Origin of the sequence: Roseofilum reptotaenium CS-1145 (assembly GCF_028330985.1) — a bacterium.
In the GTDB taxonomy this organism is placed as follows: domain Bacteria; phylum Cyanobacteriota; class Cyanobacteriia; order Cyanobacteriales; family Desertifilaceae; genus Roseofilum; species Roseofilum reptotaenium.
The window spans coordinates 1-20019 of record NZ_JAQMUE010000091.1 but is presented as its reverse complement, the minus strand read 5'-3'; the positions used below and the strand labels follow the sequence as shown (position 1 = coordinate 20019).

General features: G+C 45.6%; 16 protein-coding genes and 3 pseudogenes. 11 read left to right on the top strand and 8 right to left on the bottom strand.

Going from position 1 to position 20019, the window contains the following annotated elements:
- Nucleotides 1-148 precede the first annotated feature (148 nt).
- The 5 genes from PN466_RS20860 to PN466_RS20840 all read left to right on the top strand — a co-directional run bounded on the left by PN466_RS20860 (nt 149) and on the right by PN466_RS20840 (nt 5184).
- Nucleotides 149-1303 (top strand): patatin-like phospholipase family protein, encoded by a 1155-nt coding sequence (locus PN466_RS20860; protein WP_271943427.1) that lies wholly within the window; start codon nt 149-151, stop codon nt 1301-1303.
- A 220-nt stretch (nt 1304-1523) separates the two neighbouring features.
- On the top strand, nt 1524-2354 hold the full coding sequence (locus PN466_RS20855) for a dienelactone hydrolase family protein (protein ID WP_271943424.1): 831 nt from the start codon (nt 1524-1526) through the stop codon (nt 2352-2354).
- Nucleotides 2351-3184 carry a 5'/3'-nucleotidase SurE gene (surE, locus tag PN466_RS20850; RefSeq protein ID WP_271943421.1) on the top strand — a complete coding sequence of 278 codons (834 nt, stop codon included), beginning with the start codon at nt 2351-2353 and terminating at the stop codon, nt 3182-3184. Before PN466_RS20855 ends, surE begins: the two co-directional genes overlap by 4 nt.
- A 117-nt stretch (nt 3185-3301) precedes the next feature.
- Complete coding sequence (locus PN466_RS20845; protein WP_271943418.1) at nt 3302-4189, top strand: MBL fold metallo-hydrolase; 888 nt, start codon at nt 3302-3304, stop codon at nt 4187-4189.
- A gap of 59 nt (nt 4190-4248) precedes the next feature.
- Nucleotides 4249-5184 (top strand): bifunctional riboflavin kinase/FAD synthetase, encoded by a 936-nt coding sequence (locus tag PN466_RS20840; protein WP_271943415.1) that lies wholly within the window; start codon nt 4249-4251, stop codon nt 5182-5184.
- Nucleotides 5185-5265: 81 nt separating this feature from the next.
- On the opposite strand, the gene PN466_RS20835 is transcribed toward PN466_RS20840, so the two are convergent.
- Nucleotides 5266-6690 carry a B12-binding domain-containing radical SAM protein gene (locus tag PN466_RS20835; RefSeq protein WP_271943412.1) on the bottom strand — a complete coding sequence of 475 codons (1425 nt, stop codon included), beginning with the start codon at nt 6688-6690 and terminating at the stop codon, nt 5266-5268.
- Between the two features lie 254 nt (nt 6691-6944).
- On the opposite strand from PN466_RS20835, the gene PN466_RS20830 reads away from it, so the two are divergent.
- Nucleotides 6945-7754 carry a 3D domain-containing protein gene (locus tag PN466_RS20830; protein WP_271943409.1) on the top strand — a complete coding sequence of 270 codons (810 nt, stop codon included), beginning with the start codon at nt 6945-6947 and terminating at the stop codon, nt 7752-7754.
- A 562-nt stretch (nt 7755-8316) separates the two neighbouring features.
- Here PN466_RS20830 and PN466_RS20825 read toward each other — a convergent pair.
- A pseudogene (locus tag PN466_RS20825) lies at nt 8317-8557 on the bottom strand (transposase); the annotation flags it as partial.
- Nucleotides 8558-8724: 167 nt separating this feature from the next.
- Between PN466_RS20825 and PN466_RS20820 the strand changes: the two are divergent.
- From PN466_RS20820 to PN466_RS20810, 3 genes and pseudogenes are all read left to right on the top strand, one after another.
- Nucleotides 8725-9120: pseudogene (locus PN466_RS20820) on the top strand (zinc ribbon domain-containing protein); the annotation flags it as partial.
- Between the two features lie 235 nt (nt 9121-9355).
- Complete coding sequence (locus PN466_RS20815) at nt 9356-9556, top strand: hypothetical protein (RefSeq protein WP_271943402.1); 201 nt, start codon at nt 9356-9358, stop codon at nt 9554-9556.
- 131 nt (nt 9557-9687) lie between these two features.
- The gene (locus PN466_RS20810) at nt 9688-10923 is read left to right on the top strand and encodes an MFS transporter (protein ID WP_271943399.1); all 1236 of its coding nucleotides are present in this window, start codon (nt 9688-9690) and stop codon (nt 10921-10923) included.
- 101 nt (nt 10924-11024) lie between these two features.
- On the opposite strand, the gene PN466_RS20805 is transcribed toward PN466_RS20810, so the two are convergent.
- The 4 genes from PN466_RS20805 to PN466_RS20790 form a co-directional block, all read right to left on the bottom strand.
- On the bottom strand, nt 11025-11693 hold the full coding sequence (locus PN466_RS20805) for a PEP-CTERM sorting domain-containing protein (protein WP_271943396.1): 669 nt from the start codon (nt 11691-11693) through the stop codon (nt 11025-11027).
- Between the two features lie 288 nt (nt 11694-11981).
- Nucleotides 11982-15068, bottom strand: coding sequence for a 5'-nucleotidase C-terminal domain-containing protein (locus PN466_RS20800; protein ID WP_271943393.1), 3087 nt, complete (start codon nt 15066-15068; stop codon nt 11982-11984).
- Between the two features lie 377 nt (nt 15069-15445).
- A complete protein-coding gene (locus PN466_RS20795) occupies nt 15446-18034 on the bottom strand; it encodes a CHAT domain-containing protein (protein WP_271943390.1) in 2589 nt (862 codons plus the stop codon).
- A 19-nt stretch (nt 18035-18053) separates the two neighbouring features.
- The gene (locus tag PN466_RS20790; RefSeq protein ID WP_271943387.1) at nt 18054-18587 is read right to left on the bottom strand and encodes a hypothetical protein; all 534 of its coding nucleotides are present in this window, start codon (nt 18585-18587) and stop codon (nt 18054-18056) included.
- Nucleotides 18588-18742: 155 nt separating this feature from the next.
- Between PN466_RS20790 and PN466_RS20785 the strand changes: the two genes are divergently transcribed.
- A complete protein-coding gene (locus tag PN466_RS20785) occupies nt 18743-18973 on the top strand; it encodes a DUF433 domain-containing protein (protein WP_271943384.1) in 231 nt (76 codons plus the stop codon).
- A gap of 2 nt (nt 18974-18975) precedes the next feature.
- Nucleotides 18976-19431: a DUF5615 family PIN-like protein gene (locus PN466_RS26065; protein WP_271943381.1), complete on the top strand. Its 456-nt coding sequence runs from the start codon at nt 18976-18978 to the stop codon at nt 19429-19431.
- 1 nt (nt 19432) lies between these two features.
- Here the strand turns inward: PN466_RS26065 and PN466_RS26060 are convergent, their stop codons facing one another.
- Together PN466_RS26060 and PN466_RS26660 are read right to left on the bottom strand one after the other, a co-directional pair.
- Nucleotides 19433-19570, bottom strand: a complete 138-nt coding sequence (locus PN466_RS26060) for a hypothetical protein (protein WP_271943379.1) — start codon at nt 19568-19570, stop codon at nt 19433-19435.
- 328 nt (nt 19571-19898) lie between these two features.
- Nucleotides 19899-20019: pseudogene (locus tag PN466_RS26660) on the bottom strand (IS4 family transposase); the annotation flags it as partial.

Here is a 20019-nt window from a genome sequence, read left to right as displayed (position 1 = left end):
CTCCCCGCTTTGCACTCTAAAAAACTAATCTGACAGTCAATCCACATTTAAAATGTTTAGATGTGGATTGAAGATTTTCTCACTCAAATCATACAGGACTGGATACATCAAGGATCTTTAAGTAACTTGTTATTGGAAGAAGACAACCATGACCTTCAAAATTCTAAGTTTAGATGGCGGTGGTATTCGCGGAGTGTTATCCGCACGACTGCTGCAAGAAGTAGAAACGGTAATAAGAGAGACTAAAGGACAAGGGCTACACGAATACTTTGACTTAGTTACAGGTACATCGACTGGCTCAATTCTCACTGCCGCAATTGCTTGTCAGATGAAGGCGCAAGAGATGATTGATGTCTACCTCGAAGACGGAAAGAATATTTTCCTCGACTCGGTTCGCAAACAGCGTAAATGGCGAGTATTAAGTCAAGCTATGGGCAGCAATATGTTATATCCCCACGAACAGGGCGAGCAAGGCTTGACAAAAATATTGCAGAAAAAATTAATTCACCCAGAGTTAGGTTCTCCGAAGATTAGCCAGATCGTGAAGCCTTATATTCTGATTCCAGCTTATGATGTGTATTCTCGTAATACCACCTGGTTTGCCAATAATCCTAGTGACTCTGGAGCCTGGTACGACAATATCGATCTCTGGAAGATTTGCACCGCTTCAGCATCAGCTCCGACCTTTTTCCCTCCCTACGAACTGCCTTATAACGATGAAGAAAGCTTGCCTCATATCGATGGTGGGGTCTCCGCTAATAATCCGACGTTAATCGCGATCGCCCATGCTCTATTAATCGAAAAACAGAATGGATTACAATTGAAGGATATTGCTGTCCTCTCCATTGGTACAGGGGATACAACTTGTCCCTACAACTATGAAGAAATCAAAACATGGGGATTGCTGGGTTGGGCTAGGCATTTAGCCGATATGTTCCTGAATCCTGGATCGCAAAACTCAGAAGTCATCTGCGAACAAATCGTTGATAGTGTAGGGGGAGACATTCTCCGTTTAGATTTCGATCTTAATAATCACTTCCAAGGAGACAAACGACCGGGTCGCTTACGGCCATTGCTGGATAAGCCCTATAATCAATACATTCTCAAACAGAAGAATGAATATACAGAAATCAGCGAAGATATCGACAATCCGGAAAGTTGCCTAAACCTCATTGAAGCGGCCGAATGTTATCTTGAGTGTGGTGAAGTCTATTATAAGAATAAGCGAGGTGTTCCAGTTCGGGACGCAATTAGGGGGTTTATCAATACCCATTCACCCTATGAGTCCTCTAAAGGTAACTAGGACTCTATAGGTGTTCACTAACCTTTTTCAAGCAAATGAGTAGATCGTTAGCGATTCTCTCGTCTAGGAAGTACAGCTTGAAGCCTCAAACTCTAAGTAATGCAAGCTATTGCCTAGCGCTAGACAATAGCTCTTTTCAATGAGGGATTATAGGCGATCGCTTGTGTTTTGGCATTTCCTGTCTAAAATAAAGCAGCCTCCCTTTAAAACAAGTTCCCCTATGAACAAACTACGAAAACAACTCTACGCCCTCTTGCTGGCCTTAGTGTGTACCAGTGCCTTGCTTTTAGGAGGCATTACTTTAGGACAAGCGCAAAGTCCGATGGTAACAGATATTCAAACAGAAGTCGTGGAATATCAACAAGGCGATGCCGTTCTAGAAGGGTATCTAGCCTATGACCGGTCTAATAATAATCAACGACCGGGAGTGTTAATTATCCATGCTTGGAAAGGCTTAGGAGAGTTTGAAAAACAACAAGCCGAAAAACTGGCAGAAATGGGATATGTAGCGTTTGCTGCTGATATTTACGGGTTAGGGATTCGCCCAGAAACTACAGATGAAGCCAGGGAACAGGCCACCTATTATCGTTCTAATCGTCAATTATTGCGCGATCGCGCCCAAGCCGGTTTAGCCTATCTCAAACGACATCGCCTCACCAACTCCAAACAAACCGCCGCCATTGGCTACTGTTTCGGCGGTACAACCGTTCTAGAACTCGCTCGCAGTGGAGCAGAAGTATCGGGAGTCGTCAGCTTCCATGGTGGACTCGATACCCCGAACCCAGAAGATGCCAAACAGATTCAAGCCAAAGTTCTCGTCTTACATGGTGCAGACGATCCTGCCGTTCCCCCCGAAGAAGTAGCTGCATTCCAAGAAGAAATGCGTCAAGCTGGAGTAGACTGGCAACTAATTGCCTACGGCGGTACAGTTCACAGCTTTACTAACCCTAAAGCGGGCAATGATCCCTCTAAAGGATCGGCCTATAATCCAGACAGTGCCCGCCGTTCGTTTGTCGCGATGAAACTCTTTTTTGACGAACTGTTTGAATGAAACTCCTAGTCAGTAATGATGATGGCATCTTTGCCCAAGGGATTCGCACCTTAGCTAATACGTTAGCCAAAGCGGGCCACCAGGTGAGCGTGGTTTGTCCAGACCGGGAACGGTCTGCTACCGGCCATGGTCTCACCTTACATAAACCTATCCGTGCAGAAGAAATTGATTCCGTCTTCGATCCGAGAGTAAAAGCCTGGGCCTGTTCTGGCACACCCTCGGATTGTGTTAAATTGGCTCTGGCAGCCTTACTGCCGGAAAAACCCGATTATGTCCTATCTGGAATTAATCATGGAGCGAACTTGGGGACTGATATTCTCTATTCAGGAACCGTTTCCGCTGCGATGGAAGGATTAATCGAAAAAATCCCGGCGATCGCCTTCAGTTTGACCAGTTATACCATGCAAGACTTCAGCGTAGCCGCCAACTTTGCCGAATCCTTAGTCACTGCTCTAAAACAGAACGAACCCTTTGCTCCTCTGTTGCTCAATGTCAACATTCCTCCGGTCAAAGCTGAGGCGATTACCGGAGTCGCCATTACCCGTCAAGGGACTCGTCGCTATGAAGAAATGTTTGAAAAACGCATCGATCCCAGAGGAAAAACTTACTATTGGCTGGCTGGAGAACTAACTGAAGATGTGCTAGATCCCCCTTCTCAAAGCTCTTCAGCTTCTCCCCTGCTCACAGATGTGCAAGCGATTCGCAAAAACTATATTACAATTACTCCCTTACACTATAACTTGACTTGCTCTTCAGGCTTAGAAAATCTGAACCATCAAAGGCTGCATCTACCCTACCCTGTCTTCGGTACAGCCAACGATCTTGATTGAACCCTTTCCGATCGACTCAGGTTTGGCCAGAGCCGAAACATCACATCTCAGGTTACCCTAGTGAAAAACATGCAGGTGGTACATTAGCTCAAAGGTTGTGGAATCCGGTAAACTCTTATGTCTCTGACACAACAACAATTCACTGTTCATTTTTGGGGCGTTCGTGGTTCAATTCCCTGCCCCGGCCCTGAAACGGTTCGCTATGGCGGCAATACGTCTTGTATTGAAATGCGCGTTGGCGGTCATCGTCTAATCTTTGATGGGGGTACAGGATTACGGGTATTAGGCCAATATCTCTTAAGGCATATGCCCATTGATGCTCATTTATTCTTTACTCACTCCCATTGGGATCATATTCAAGGCTTTCCCTTTTTTACCCCAGCATTTATTCCTGGTAATACGTTTAATATATACGGTTGCATTGCTCCCAATGGAGAAACGATCGAGAACCGTTTAAATAACCAAATGCTACACCCCAATTTTCCCGTCCCCCTGAAAGTGATGGGATCGACCTTGGTATTTAACGACATACAGGTCAACAAACCGATTAAGTTCAATGATGTGATTATTGAAAATGCCCCTCTGAATCATCCAGGGGAAGCAGTCGGGTATCGCGTCAGTTGGGAAGGGCATACAGCGGCCTATGTCAGTGATACAGAACATTACCCGGATCGCATGGATGAGAATGTTTTATTCTTAGCTCAAGATGCCGATGTGATGATTTATGATGCCACTTATACTGATGCTGAATATAATCATCCCAAGACTAGTAAAGTGGGTTGGGGCCATTCCACTTGGCAAGAAGCGGTCAAGGTGGCTAAAGCTGCCAATGTGAAGAAATTAGTCATCTTTCATCACGACCCCCTTCACAATGATGAATTTCTGGATAAGGTTGGTGAAGATGTGGCCCAAGCCTTCCCCGATAGCTTGATGGCTAGGGAAGGATTATCCTTAACTTTGGTTGCGCCTGCCTCCGATCCCCCAGAAACTGAGAACTCTGATTAGTTTTGATCAGATTTCCCTGTTACGATGAGAGGGATGTTTCATATTGCGAAATGTAAAGCGTGTGGTCTATTGCTTCCCCGATAACGGCTCTAAAGCCAACGGCGATCGCCCTGGGCAACTTTGACGGAGTTCACCGGGGACATCAACAAGTGATTCAACCTATTGCCGGTTCTGGGCACTTTGGCCGTGACCTCTATTCCAGTGTGATCACCTTTTTCCCGCATCCCCAAGAAGTCTTAACAGGAGAAAAAAAGTTACTGCTCACCCCCCCAGAGGAAAAAGCAGCCTATCTGCATCAGATGGGGGTGGATCAATTGGTGATTGTTCCCTTTAACCAACAGCTTGCTCATCTTGGTCCTCAAGAATTTGTCAGCCAAATTCTGGTCGAATCTCTGCAAGCCAAGATCATTAGTGTTGGGGAAGACTTTCGATTTGGCTATCAGCGTCGCGGAAGTGTGGAGGACTTAACGGCGATCGCCGCTCAATGGGGTATTAAAGTGATTATTACACCTCTGCAAAACTGCCAAGAAGGACGTATCAGCAGTTCCCAAATCCGATTAGCCTTAACTGATGGTGACCTCTTGCAAGTCAAACGGCTTCTTGGGAGGCCCTACCAACTTCAGGGTAAAGTGATCAAAGGACAACAACTCGGCCGTACCCTCGGATTTCCCACCGCCAACCTCAACGTTCCTCCCCAAAAATTCTTACCTCGCTTCGGAGTCTACAGCGTCCGCGTTTATAACCCCCTCTGGACAGAGACTCAACCCGTGATGGGAGTGATGAACCTCGGCAATAGACCCACCGTGGATGGGGTGCAACCAACCCTCGAAGTTCACCTCTTGAATTGGTCAGGAGACTTATACGATCAAACCCTGCATGTTGAACTTGAATCCTTCCTCCGTCCAGAACAAAAATTTGCCTCCCTTGATGCTCTCAAAGCTCAAATTGCAGCCGACTGTGAAACGGCACTATCGGGAGTGGGGAGTTGGCAGTAGGCAATAGCTCGCATTGCTTAAGGTCTAAGACTTCAAGCTGTACTTCTCCACAAGAGAGAATCGCTATAGCTTGAGGCTCTATCAAGTTCTGAACTGTGCCGATTTCTCGAATTCTTGAGTATGGAGACTCTTCCAAGGCGTAGAAACGCGATCGAAACCTTGTAAAACCGATTCTAAAATCGGCATCATTTTCGCCAATTGGTGACCTCGAATCACCCAATCCCAGAACGGTTCTAGTTTTTTCCAACTGCCAGCATACACTAAATGGCGTAGGCGGTAATTTAGACTGGTTTTGGTTGCTGCTCCTTGCCAAATTGCACTCCACCGATAAAAGTCCTTATAGGCTTGCCAATAACCGGCTTCCAACGTTTCTGGACTCATTTTTGCCGGTTGGAAGACCACATGACGAGTATCATACCTATCCCAATTTTGGGTCAAAATTCGTCCTTCTTTCAGCATTCGTTCATAGAGCGGTGTACCAGGATAAGGAGTAAGAATATGAAAAGTTGCCGTTTCAATCCCCTGGGAAATAGCCCACTCTACCGTCGTCTCAAAAACACTCTCATCATCCTCATCCATCCCAAAGACAAAACTGCCATTAATCATCACTCCCAAATCCTGTAAGCGCCGAATAGCAGCCGTATAATCCCGATTTAAGTTATGATATTTATGCTGTTGGCGTAAATTATTAGTATTTAAGGTTTCAAACCCGATAAATAAACTTCTCAAACCACTTTCAACCGCCAATTCCAACAGATGGGGTTGTAAGACAGCCTGAATCGTTCCTGCTGCTTGCCAAATGCGATTCATGCCCAGCATACCAGTAAATAAATCCCTGGCAAATTTGGCATTGCCAAACAAATGATCGTCTAGAAAAAATAAATAACGTCCAGGTAACCGTTCAATCTCTACTAATGCCTGATCGACCGATTGAGTATAGAACGATTTCCCTCCTTGGAAAAACGCATCTTTATAACAAAAATCACAATGATGGGGACAACCTCTAGAAACCACAATAGAATTGGGAACTAGATATAAATTGCGCTTAATTAAATCTCGACGAAGGGGAGGAGCGCTCAGTAAATCTCGTTCTTGAGAAACATATCTCTTTTGGGGATGACCGGCCCGAAAATCGGCTAAAAAACGCGGCCAAGTATCCTCTCCTGGCCCCAAAAATATTGTATCGGCATACTCTTTTGCTTCTTCCGGTAAGGCCGTGACGTGCAATCCTCCTAAAACAATATACGTCCCTTTTTGACGATAGCGATCGGCTAATTCATAAGCTCGATAAGCCGAAGTGATATACACTTGAATAATCACTAAATCTGGCCGATCGTCTAAATTTAAGGTTTCCACATGCTCATCCTGTAAATCAATCTCATCTTCTGGACTAAAAAATGAGGCAATTGTAGCCAAACCTAAAGGGGGAAATAGGGAATATTTAATCGGCCGCCAATGGGGACTAAGGGCTTCGGTTAAAGCCGGTAAAATCATTTTAACTTTCATGGATCTAAGCCTGATAAATTAATCGGTAATGAAGGGACTGAGGAGCCTGAAGTCTTTTTGAGTATGAACTAAAAAACTTGGGTTGTGTAAAGATTGTGATTTATTGATATTTTTGGAGTTACTTTGTAGGAAAAATTAAAATATTTTAATAAAGGATTTTCTTTCCTGTGAGAACTGCTGGCGATCGCCCGGAATCCAACCTTGAGTTACCGTAGAATCTTCACATCAGCCGTCCTAGTCCATCCCTCATGAATATGATTCGTAAACTGACCCCTCTGACTTTAGCTGTCACCTTAGCTTGTACCTCCAACTTGATGCGTCCAGCCTGGAGTAGCCCCCAGTTTACCCATTCATCGGAGCGATATGCAGCTCAATCTTCTTTCTCTAGCTCAGATTGGGTGACTCTCAACCCTTCCGTCCACCCGACTACTGGCCGCGCTGTATCTTTGTGGTCTACCTATTACCATATTTATCAAGCACAAGAAATCACAAACGGTTATCCTCTGCTCGATCCATCCGGTCGCCCTCTAGCCTATCTTTCCCATCGAGATTGGTGCTATGCTGCCCTCCAAGGTACAGTTCAAGTCCAAGACCGATGGGGACGATTAACTACTTATAATTTTGCCGGTCGAGGGCAGACGGTACAAATGGATTGTTCCGCCTATTTTAAGAGTCTTTCCCCTGCAACCCTACGAAAGACAGGGCGAGTACGTTTTGGTTTGGCTCGGGGCCCCCATGGAGATGGGGCTGGTGGATATCGTTTAGTCCCTTATCGGACTATAGCAGTCGATCGCCAACGAATTCCGTTAGGCTCTGTCATTTATATTCCTGCGGCCAGAGGACAGCAGATCAGACTTCCCAATGGAGAGATGATTCTCCATGATGGCTATTTCTTTGCGGCAGATGTAGGCAGTGCCATTAAGGGTAATCAGATTGATGTGTTTGTCGGATCGCACAAACGTAGTCCTTTTCCCTTTATTACCAGTAATCCTAGAGGCACATTTGAAGCATTTGTCGTCCAAGATCGTCAGATTACCGAAGTGTTGACTCGTATACATCGGTAAGGTGTGGGTGTAGGGGCATGGGGAAGCGAAGACGCGGGGAACGACGAAACTCACCTTTCTCAAGGGGTGACAAGGCAGCTCAAAATTCGCTATAGCCACCTTTTTCGGTGGTATTTTGCTGAAAACTTCAACTGAAAGCTCGCGATCTCATAACCATAGCATCAGGTTAGAGGGTTACTTGCCCAAAAAATCTCTGGCTTTTTTTTGACATCCTAAATGCTCAAAGCCAAGCGTAGCTTAGATTCAAGCCTGTTGTCACCCCCCTGAGAAACTCACCATTAATTCTGTGAACTTGCCCCACCCCTATGAAAGTGAAGGCCATAATTACTGCACAAAGCGCTGTAATGGGTAATCGGAAAACCATTTTTCACACTATAGTGACCATTCTTCACGCTTTTCATGGGAAGGCACTCTCAAGGAGAATTTCGGTTAGCATGACGGCAGGAAGCCCCGCGCTCTACCGAAGGTAGAGCGTCGGGATGAGAGACGGGAGAAGGAAGGGGTACTCTTCGAGAAGCTGCTTCGCGTCTACGATGCCCCGTCCTTCTCCATCTTTTTTCTGACCTTGTTGTTCAATATATCGTTTCAAAGTTGAAATAGTCGCCCCTCCGCAACTAGCAATAAAATAAGATTCATTCCACAAAACAGACTTTCTGTAAAACTGACCAATCTTTTCGGCACACTCAGATCTAAGCTTCCGACTAGAGACTGACTTCAAATTGGCAATGAACTTGGGTTGTCAGCACTAAATGGGCTTTAAGGTCAGAAACCGCTCTGCCACTTGAGATAAAGTCGTCTTTTATGATGACTCTATTCTATAATCAGAACAGTCACTCAATCCTGAATATTATGCTCAAAAAAGAGATCTAGTCAACCTGAAGAAAGAAAAGCCTGAGTATAAAGAAGTTCACTCTCAAGTCCTTCAGGACATGGTGAAAAGAGTAAAATTGGTTTTTGATCGCTTTATCAAGTGATCTTTATGGAAGATCTGAAAATCGCCAATCTGTCTCGGAAAAACAAGCCCAAGAAAGCTGAAGATGAGACATATCTTCCCAATGGACAATCAGCAAAATCGGGATTGAATAAAAGTTTCGCCGATGCTGGGATAAGTCGATTCCTAGACAATATCCTTCCGCACTCAGCCGCAAAAGCTGGGCGGAAAGTTGTGAAAGTTAATCCTTCTGGAACGTCTCAACATTGTGCGATTTGTCTCAATCGAGTTCCTAAAAAATTGTCAGACCATTGGCACAATTACCTCTATTGTCAGGCTTCAATGCCAAGGGATGTCAATTCTGGGATTTTGATTAAAAAAGTGGGGTTGGGTATCGCCTCACTAAAAAACGCGAAGTCTAGTTTTCAAGACTAGATGGAGAAGCCCGTGCTCTACCTTTCAGGTAGAGCGTCGGGAGTATGTCACTATATAACATCGAAAAGTGCTGTAAGGGTTTGTTGAGGTTGTCCCTGAGATCTAGCATTACAGTTTGTAACGAAACTTGGCGGCGATCATTAAGCTTCATTGCAAAAGGTTCACTGTAAAAATCAAGCCATGGTAGGCTCTATCGTGTTGGCAAACCCTAAGAGCATAACGGCAGGAGAACACCTTGACTTCAGAGCGGAACCTAACCCAAAACTCTTTGCATCGTGAAGACTTCAGTGAGTACGTGGCCCATCTCCAGCTTCACATGGCGCTACAAGCTCGTAATCTCCTCCCCAACTATAAACATGCTGCTGATAGTCGCGAACAGCTCCTTCAAGAAACGCAAGCTGATTTAGAAAAGCTAGTTTCTCGCCAAGTTGTCTAACAAGATTTTGTAGTTTCCATCGTTTCCAACTCCATCTTCACTCCCAGGGCATGATTGCCCTGTTTTTTTCTTTTCCCCCCAGGATAGGGACTCCATGATTATACTAAGAAGGGTTGATCCTAGGGGAATATATGAAGGTCTTTCTAACCCTGAGCGCCAGTGAACGAAGAAACCTGCTGTTGATGTTCGCAGCGGGTTTGCTGTTTTGGTCAAGTATCGGCTCTTTGTTGCCTACTTTACCGCTTTATCTGCGATCGCTGGGGATAGCGGATCAACAATTAGGCTTTGTCATGGGAGCTTTTGCCATTGGTCTATTATTAGCTCGGCCTTACATTGGAGCGATCGCCGATAGCCACAGTCGTAAACGAGTGATCCTCATTGGTACAGCCGTTTGTGGTCTTGCTCCCCTCTGTTATCTCTTAGTACACTCTGTTCCCTCCCTGATGATGGTGCGGAGTTTCCATGGCATTAGTTTAGCCGCTTTTACCACCGGATATATTGCTCTGGTGACCGATCTGACCCCCCCTAAAAATCGGGGTGAAGTTCTGGGTTACATGAGCTTGATTAATCCGGTTGGTGTGTCCTTTGGCCCAGCTTTAGGGGGATTTGTACAGCAAGCCTTTGGTAATGAGTATCTGTTTATATTAACTGGTAGCTTTGGATTCCTGGCCTTTTTAATTATGACTCAAGTCCAAGAAAACAAGCGAACCGATGATTCACACAAAACAGACTCTTCAACGGCTATTCAACCTGGATTATGGCGCTTACTCCTGAGTCCCCGAATTCGGATTTTAAGTCTGGTTCTTTTGCATGTGGGTCTAGCGTTTGGAGCCATGACTGCCTTTATTTCCCTCTTAATTCAGGAAACCGGAGTCAACTTTAATGCTGGATTGTTTTTTACCGCTGCTGCAATTACCAGTTTCGGCATTCGTTTGGTAGCTGGCCCTTTGAGCGATCGCATCGGCCGAGGTATCTTTATCACCCTCAGCATCTCCCTCTACGGGATCTCCATGTTTATGCTCACCTTCGCCGATACAACCTGGCTCTTTTTACTTTCTGGGTGCATCGAAGGAGCCGGTTTTGGTCTCTTAATTCCCACCACTTCCGCCATTGTCGCCGATCGCGCCTATCCCCATGAACGAGGGCGCTTATTTGGTCTGTGTTTAGGAGGTTTTGATCTAGGAATCGCCCTCGCTGGACCCATCGCTGGTATGATTGCCCAAGCCTTTTCCTATCAAAGCATCTTTATCTGTATTACCTTCATTCTCATTTTAGGTTTATTGCTGTTCTTAACCCAATCGAGCAAAGACTTACCTCACTCCCTGCGCTATGCCTTGGGACGAGGACGAGATATCTATGCACTCTAATCTATTGAATCATTGAATCAATAAAAAACCCTGCTTTTAGCAGGGCACACAATACAGAAAGGAGCAAACTTATATGAGTTCAGGAAATCAGAACATAGACTTTAGGCTAACCGCTTGCGGAGCATGAAGGAAGCCATTCCTGCCACTGCTAGTAATCCAACTGTAGTGGAAGATTCTGGAACAGGTTGAACGGTAAGTGCAGCGCCAGAGAAGGTAATGCCCTCAAAAGTTTCGCCGTCCTCTAACCGACGTTGAAAACTTTCAACAGTAATCCCAGCTTCAGCCAACTGGAAGGTGAGAACTCCTGTTCCCAAGGAAGTTTGATTATCGTCACTGGTGAAAAGTCCAGAAAACCCGAAGTTAATACCTAGAATACCAGAAACAGTTTGACTAACTTGTAATCCCGAATGACTGGTTAAATCAAAGGTAGAGATCCCATCAGCACTATTACTTCCAGGTGCATCCGCACTTAAATCTAGAAAGTTTTCGATGCTGCTCTCAGAGAAGTTGATATCTTTAATAAAAGCACTACCAAAGTCCTCAAAGCTTCCAGTTGCAGACGTGATTCCAACTTCCCCTAGGGGATCGGTTAGCTCATTCGTGAAATCAATCCCTTTATTATTTAAGTTGATTGTCGTGTCAGCACTATTGATTTGGAAACTTCCCTTGAGTGCCGCCGCTTGTGCCGCATTAGGATTAAATAAAACACCAGAAGTAAGGATAACAGCAGAAGTGATCAAGGTGGATTTAATGGTAGATACAGCAGACATTGATGAACTCCTAGAGTGGTAGTGAGGTGTTTCCCTCTCGACACTTTTATCATCGCTATTTTTCCTAGAGAAAGGAGTGATGCAGATGTTTTTTTGATGTGAAACTTATCACCATTAGAAGTGTCTGATGTCCGTTTATTAAGTGACTCAATAGGTAGAAATAGGTGAAGTAAATTACAGAAAAAGAGGATAGAGATCACCCCCATGGACCGATCTCTATCCTTAAGAGCCTGAACCCAATCAGCTCCTGGCCGCGATCGCAAGATTATAGAGTTGAATAGTGCCCTCTTACAGAACTACAATTTGACTCGCTGCTAAAGCTGGAGAACCCGTTAGCGTTGCTAGAGTCTGCACTGCCGTTGCTCCCGTACCATCAGAATCAAAACTGAGAATGCCACCATTGTAGAGGAACTGAGCCGTCGTTCCCACAGGGGTTCCAGACAGGGTAAGAGTGGGAGTCGCACCAGCAGTGAGTCCAGTAAACTGAGAGGCAAACACGCGGATAGTATCTGAACCGTTACCAAAATCAGTAATGGTATCACTGCCATCTCCAGGAGTAGCAAACACGAAGACATCATCACCACCACTTCCCGTGAGATTATCATTGCCTAAGCCGCCAGCAATGATATCATTACCTCCATTGCCGGTGATATTATCTACACCAGAGTGACCAACTAACACATTGGCATTATTATCGCCAGTAATCGTATTGTTCCCATCTCCCGCGATACCGACGCTCGTTCCGTTGAGAACTGTATCGGCAGCATTGGCTATATTTTGAATCCGAGTATCTCCAGAAGGCTCAGTTTCAGCCACATTGAAGGGAGTATTACTGTAGTTAGCGGCTAAATACTCGGCTAAGGCATCTTGTTCCCGGTTATCAGTGGTGAAAGTAGCGTTGCCTGTGGTGGCCTCAGGTAAGGGAGTTTGATTGCCTTGAGGGAAAGGATAGCCATCGCCTCCACCCGCCAGGAAACCAAGAGTCGCCACCTTAATAGTGCGGCTAGCGTCTCCCACAATGCTGCCATTTTCGACAACTACATCCACTGTATTCCCCTGGTCATCTTTAATGGCGAGAGAGCGGACTCGACTGTTGACAGCTTGAGAGGCATCGAAACTAAACGCCATGCCAGAAATTTGGGGAAACCGTCCGGGAGTATTTCCTGGTGCAGTATCAGAAACTCCATGTTCGGCGATTTCTTTGAGTTGTGTTGCGGTTAGAGGAACAATGGTCAGACTATTGTTAAACCGTAAGGTATTCTCGATATCGAGTTGGGAGACATCCCCTTCTTGCTTATTGGCGAGGGGATTAGCAGGAGGAGGAGAAAATTCTAATCCTCCAGTTCCTCCTGGGGGAATAATCGCTTGTCCGATATTATCGCGAATGCCTCCCCCATTTTTCAGAGAAGCCACTACCGTGGGGTCAGTTTGGCGAGCGACAATTAAGTTGGCATCAGCCGTTAAACTGCCTAGGTTCGTTTCTTCTGTCCGGACTTGAGAGCGCCGTCCTTCTAAGAAAACACTCGTATTACCAAAAAGGTTACTGTCTTTAGCTGTGGCAATGCCATTGATCGCCTGAGTGACCGCCACTACAGTGGGGTCAGCCACATCTTGAGGATTGACCGTTCTACCATAAACTCGGTTCACTCCTGCTGCATCCGTTGCATACGCACCACTTTCATCCAGCACTTGGCTGATAATTCCGTTGGCATCAAACCCAGCAACTAAACGACCTACATAACGATAATTCCCATCAGTGTTAATCACATAAACTGGCTCACCACTAGGAGAAGTAAATGGCTTGGGATAGACTCCGGCACTGGTATCTCCAGCACGCAGGGGATCGTCAGCATTGGCAAGAATGGTGTTAGAGCCACCAGCCATAACAATATCAACGTTATTGAGCAAACCAGCCAGTTGTTCTTCAATACTAATCTGCTGCATGTGAGCCAGTAGGACAATTTTGTTAATGCCTTGTGCAACTAATTCATCAACGCTTTGTTGAATAATGGCAGCCAGAGCGTTGATATCATTAGCGTTAGCTGGGTTAACACCAACGCCTCCGGGAGAAGAGATAGTGCCGAGGGTGGGGGTGGTTGCACCGACGACTCCAATGCGCTCTCCACCGACGTTGAGAACGACACTTTTACTGATGCTATTGGGTTGGGGAGCTTGGGCTGAGGAAACGACTAAACCACTGAGAGTGGCTTCGGTACTGAAATCCAAGTTGCTACTCAAGTAGGGGAACTGTGTCCCCAGGTATCCATTGGCTCCTATACCTGCACCTGTGGTAATGGTGTTGTCGGCTTGGACGAGGTTTTGTACCGTACCAGGGCCAAAATCAAATTCATGGTTTCCGAGTGCAGCAGCCTGGAAGCCGAGAGCGTTATTAATCAGGATATCTCCAATTCCTCCTTGACCATCTCCATTGCCATCTCGGTAAATTTCGGCACTGGTGCTAAAGAAGGGCCCGGGAATATAGAGATCTCCAGACGTGAGTTTGAGGGTGTTGGGAAAGTCATCAGCTAGAGCATTGAGGACGGCTGAGAAGTTTACAGCATCCTCAATAGCCGGTAAACCCGCTTCTTGGTCTGCTGTGTGCAACAGTTGTAAGGTAAAGGTCACCGGGCCTCTCACTGGCCCAGGGGTTGGAGTCGGAGAAGGACTAGGACTGGGAGTGATGATAGGGGTTGGAGCTGGAGAAGGAGTGGGGATAGGGGTATTGTTAGTGGTGAAGTCGCTGCTGTCAATTTGGTCAGCATTTACGCCTTGAATAGTGGCGATAATTTGTCCGCTAGTATCACGAATAACGGTACTGGTTCCGCTTCCTTGAGCAATAGTTAAGTTGCTAAACGATACTCCACTGGCTAACCCAATTCGGTCTGAACCATTGCTAAAATCAATCAGAGTTTGTACGCCAACGCCAACAACAAAGATATCTTGACCTGCCCCTCCCGTTAAGCTGTTGTTGCCTAAATCGCCGTATAGAACATCGTTACCAATATCACCAAAGACTGCATCGTTTCCTTGACCGCCCCGAACCACATCATTCCCTTGTCCGCCGTAGACTGCATCATCGCCAGTATTGCCGTTGAGTTGGTCATTGCCTCGGTTCCCAATTAGGCTATCATTTCCGCTTGCACCGAAGAGAACATCGCTATTTTGGCCGCCAAAGAGGAAGTCATTGCCTGCTCCCCCGATTAAGGTGTCGTCTCCTCGATTCCCCACTAAAATATCAATGCCTTCATCACCAGAAATGAAGTCATTACCGTCTAATCCGAACCCTAGATCGTTGCCAGCTAGCAGATTAATACCATCATTCTGTGGAGTTCCGATAATAATGTCATTGTTAACCGTCCCATTAATGAGTCCCACGAGTTAATGCTCCTAAAGTTAATTCCTTGTCTAAGAAATTAAGGGGTTAAGGTTAATGGGATATTATGCTTACTTTAACGATCGGAAAAATTTTGGGGGTTTAATACAAACTAGGAGCGTTTTCTAGTCCCTTAAATATGGAGAATACACCCGATTTGGATTCGGTATTTTTATTTTTGGAAATAGCACACGGGTTAATTCAAGATGCTTACGATTTCAGTATTTTCCTGAAGAGAAAAAAGAGTAGTTTTCGCATTTTATGTAGCATGTTTTTATTATTCAAAACCCCTTAGAAAAGGCAGTAAAAATCCGTTTTCTAAGGGGGATTTAGAGGGGTTTTTCTGACTGTTTCTCAATTGAGTTAGAGGATCATAGATTTAAATCCAATTGCCGACCATTACGAAAGGTGCCCAGTAGATGGGATGATGATATTTGCTATGCAATAGGTTAATTTGAGCTTGTTGGAGGGCCTTGGCTTTACTCATTCCCGGTTGATTTAAATGTTGGTAAAAATGAACCATAAACTCAGCAGTGGATCGATCGCGGACAGCCCATAAGGTAGCCAGAGTACTTCTAGCCCCCGATCGCAAGGCAACCCCTGCTAATCCTAAAATTGCCCGCTCATCTCCTTGTGCTGTTTTGCACGCACTCAGTACGAGTAATTCAATGGGGTTTTGCAACGGTTGCGATCGCGACTTGACCAACGTATCGAGTTCTCGAACATTAATCTGACTATCCCAGGTTAAGATAAACGTCTCTTCTGCATCGCTGCTAAACTGACCATGCGTGGCTAAATGAACGATGGGAAAGGGAGTATCCTGAATTGCTTTTTTCAGTTCCTCAGCCGTAAATGTCCGATCGAGCAACACACGAGTATTAATCTCATGACCAATTTGTTCCACTTCTGAAGCAACACCGGGAAGTGAGCGAAATCCCTGGCGAGCTTCACTGAGTCCAGCAGTAAGGGCTTTTAACTGGTTTGGCTCTAGAGGCGGAGATTGGATCAGTTTCAAGCTTTTCGTCAGCGCGATCGCATAATCTTCAATTAAATAGCGATCTCCATTATGGAGCGCAGCCATGGGCAGATTTTGCAACTGGCTATCAAGAACAAACACCAAGGTTTCAATCTTATGTTGTTTTAAGGCACTCTCTGCGGGTTGAATCAGCCAATGGTAAGCCTGTTGATAAAGCTTAAGCCGTTTTAAATTGCCATAAGCAGGATGCAGAGCTTGACGCATTTCGTGTAAATGCTCCTCTAATTCTGGTTGGGGAATGGAGGTAGAGTAGTGTTGCTGGATATTACCAGGAAGAGTGAGAATGACTTCCAGGCGATCGGGTAAAATAATAGGATAAATAACGGCTGCTTTCGGGTCAATTTCATCAATGGGCTTCGGTCGATTCGCTCGACACGCTTCACGGAAAAAATAATCTAATTCTGCCAGTTGCAGAGATTCGAGCATGTCACGGGCTTCTTGTACATTCTTCAGCTCGAGTTCGCTATCTTCATCCCCTTGGAGCAACAGACCAATTAATCCTCGATAGAGTGGATCGATATCTTCCGTAAAGGAGAATTGAAGTTCTGGGTTTGTCGCTACTACCTCACCCCGAATCGATTCTAGGCTATCAACTGCGGAGCGATAGGCAACCAGGGCAGAGTCGCGATCTTCTTGTTGAACCAGGAGTTGTCCGTGTTGCCAATTGGCTCGCGCTTGCAAGTCAGCCGCACCTATTTTTTGCGCCATAAAGAGGGCTTCGTGGGTGAGTTCTAGGGCACTCTCCCAGTCTTCGTTTTCGGCAGAGAATTTGCCCAGTTGCAAAGTTGCCCAAGCTTGCGCTCTAGGGTCTTTGAGGGTAATACTCTGTTGTCTAGCCTGGGTCGTTAGTTGGGTAGCAGTTTCGAGAAGCGTGGGGTCAGATTGCGGTTGAAGGTCAAATAGTCTCCAAAGGCTTTCGGCAACGTTGAGGGTAGCGTGAATGCTACTGTGGCTGAGGGGCAGTTGGGCAAGATCCGCTTTCAAGGGGGGGATCAGTTCTAGGGCTTCAGCAAAAGCTTGTTGTTGGATATGAAGCCGCAGCAGATTCGCGGTTGCTTGGACTTTGAGCAGGAGATGATCTTGAGTTGTGGCGATCGCCTGTTGATAATAGTCTAGTGCCATTTGGGGATGGTTGAGATCTTTGGCCAGATTCCCCAGACTCAATAAGCTTTGAGCGGTTTCAGAAGGAGAGTTAAGATTCTGGCTTTGATTAAAGCTCTCTTCGAGTAATTGTTTTGCATTTCGCCACTGAGCGCTGAAATGCAAACTGATCCCCAACATTCTCAAGGCTTGTACTTTCAGGAGGCTATTCGGTTGATTTTCTAGGCGTTGGAGGAGAGAATGGAGACGTTCTTGCGATCGCCCATTCAGCCCTAAATGTTGCAAAACTGAAGCTTGATTGAGTTGGCTACCGATGACTCCTTCTGCATCTCCTGCTTGGCGATAGGCTTGTTCTGCATTTTCCCAAGCAGATAGGGCCGCTTCAAATTGTCCCTGACTGTGATACAGTTGCCCTTGGGTATTGAGAACTTGGGCAAGAATACGAGATTCTGAAGGGAATTGCTCTAAGAGTTTCAGGGCATTATCAATCCGAGTTGTGGCACTCTCCCAGTTGCCCAAACCTTGATCGGCGAGAGAAAGATAATTGAGGGCAATGGCTTGGTTCGCACTTTCACCGTTATGCTCAGATTGGTTCAGAGCCTCTTGCCAAACGGCGATCGCCTCTTCATACTGTTGTCGTTCATACAATTGACAACCCTGCTCGATTAAATCAGTCGTCTCGGTCGTTGCCAACCCTATCCTCGGCGGCTGTTCCCCCAGTGCTGGCACTCCTATGATAACGAGCAGAGCCACAGCCAGGGCGATCGCCAGGAAGCGTACCCAACCGTTATAGCCCTGAAATAGTTTATTTCGACTCCAAAATCTAACCATTTCTTTTTCCTCTAATCTTCTATTGACAAGGCTGGGAAGATATACCCAATTGAGCCGGAGGAGAGAGTGAATCAGCAACTAATTCTATATTGCTATGGTGATTCACGATCCATCCTTGGGCTTCTAAAATGGGTTGAGGTCGTTGAAAAGACGTTCGAGAATCATCGGGATTGGGTGGATTTTCTCCGGGCAAATGAAATCGTAAATCTGACCAAAGGGTCGATGGATTTAAGGTTTGGGTTGGATCTTCCGGTAATCCGCCCCGTCCTTTGACTACAAAAACATTGCCCTCATCTCCAGAACAACCAACCGTAATCCATTGACTTGGATCGGTGAAGGTTTGGGGTGACTCAATGGTGAGAATTTGATCGTAAAGATGGGGATTTCTTAAGGAACTGACTCCATCAATAGTCAATTGGAGGGCTTGGGGAAGGTTCAGGGGAGGGGTAGGGTGCATTTGACCCAGGGTTGGACTTCTATCGGTCAGCAGTCCGAGTAAAGTGAAGCTATAGAGAGACCAGTTGCTCAAGCGAGTTGTTAAGTGCAACATCATGGAAGTCAGCAGATAGGGTGAGCAGGAGTAAGACCACAATATGATTTAAATTCCATGCCAACAATATCCTTAACGTTGTTTTCGGATGCGATCGCTCCCCATCTAGGCTAAGATCTCTCAGAAGACGATACGGCTGTATAGTGAGCCAAACCCTTATGTTACCAGCAAACCTTGCAAACCGCATCACCATTGAACCGGGGAAACGGGGAGGGAAACCCTGTATTCGAGGCATGAGAATTACGGTTTATGATGTCCTGGAATATCTTGCTTCTGGGATGACCTATGAAGAGATACTAGAGGATTTTCCTTATCTGACCCAGGAGGATATTTTAGCTTGTTTAAGTTTTGCGGCTCAACGGGAGCGATTGATGGTAGGCGTTGAATAATCATGTTGTTATTTGACCAAAATATCTCGCCTCGATTAGTCGATCGTCTGGCAGATATTTATCCTAATTCTATACATGTCGATAGGCTTGGATTAGCCTCTGTGCCCGATCGCGAAGTTTGGGATTATGCTGGTCAACATAATTATCTGATTGTGACTAAAGATGCAGATTTTAGCGAACTAAGCATCTTATTAGGATTTCCACCCAAGGTGATTTGGATAAGGCGTGGGAATTGTTCGACAAGAGATTTAGAAGAGTTACTGCGAGAGAAGGAGGCAGTCATTCATGTGTTAGCACAATCTTTGGATGCGAATCATACTATAACTGAACCCGTACCTGAGATGGAGTCGATGTCCGATATTTTGCACAGAATTCGCTCTCGTCCTAGAGTTAACCCAGAGGAGTTTGGCTTGAGGGATAGCATGGTGTTAATTCGAGAGGATCGCGATCGCCTATAGTTTAATCTGATTGAGTATCGGAAAGAGACTGTTTTTGACGCTGGTGAATATCCGCGAGGATATCATCCATACTCATTTCATCGAGCCATTGATGACGCTCTGCGGTATAATCTCCATGGCCTGGGTCAAAGAGTCTCAAAATTTTACGGAATCCACATAACCCAGGTTATCGACTAACACCTTAAAGCCTTTTCTAGCAAGTTGAACTGGAGTCATATAGCAGAGAGGGAGTTGGTTAAGACAGTTAGGTGATTGTTTAAGGATCTGATTACTGGTTCCATGGCAGATACAATAGCCATTGCAATCAGCAAGAGCCACACTCCTGACTTCCAGGGCTTGCGCCGTCTCTTTGAAATGCTGTCTTTAGGAGCGGCAGAAGGAGATTGGTGAGAATCAGAACTTACCATGGTAGAAAGGCTCTTGAACAACGTTTTATATCTCTTTTATCTTAAGGGGTGAGAAGGGGGCTAAAGAGTAGACCGTATAAGGGATAGAGCCTTTAATCCCTTCTGGAAAAATAAGCGCTTATGAGGTTTAGAATCCATCAATTCTTGAGCCAAAGAAGACCAACATTGAAAGGAGTGAACC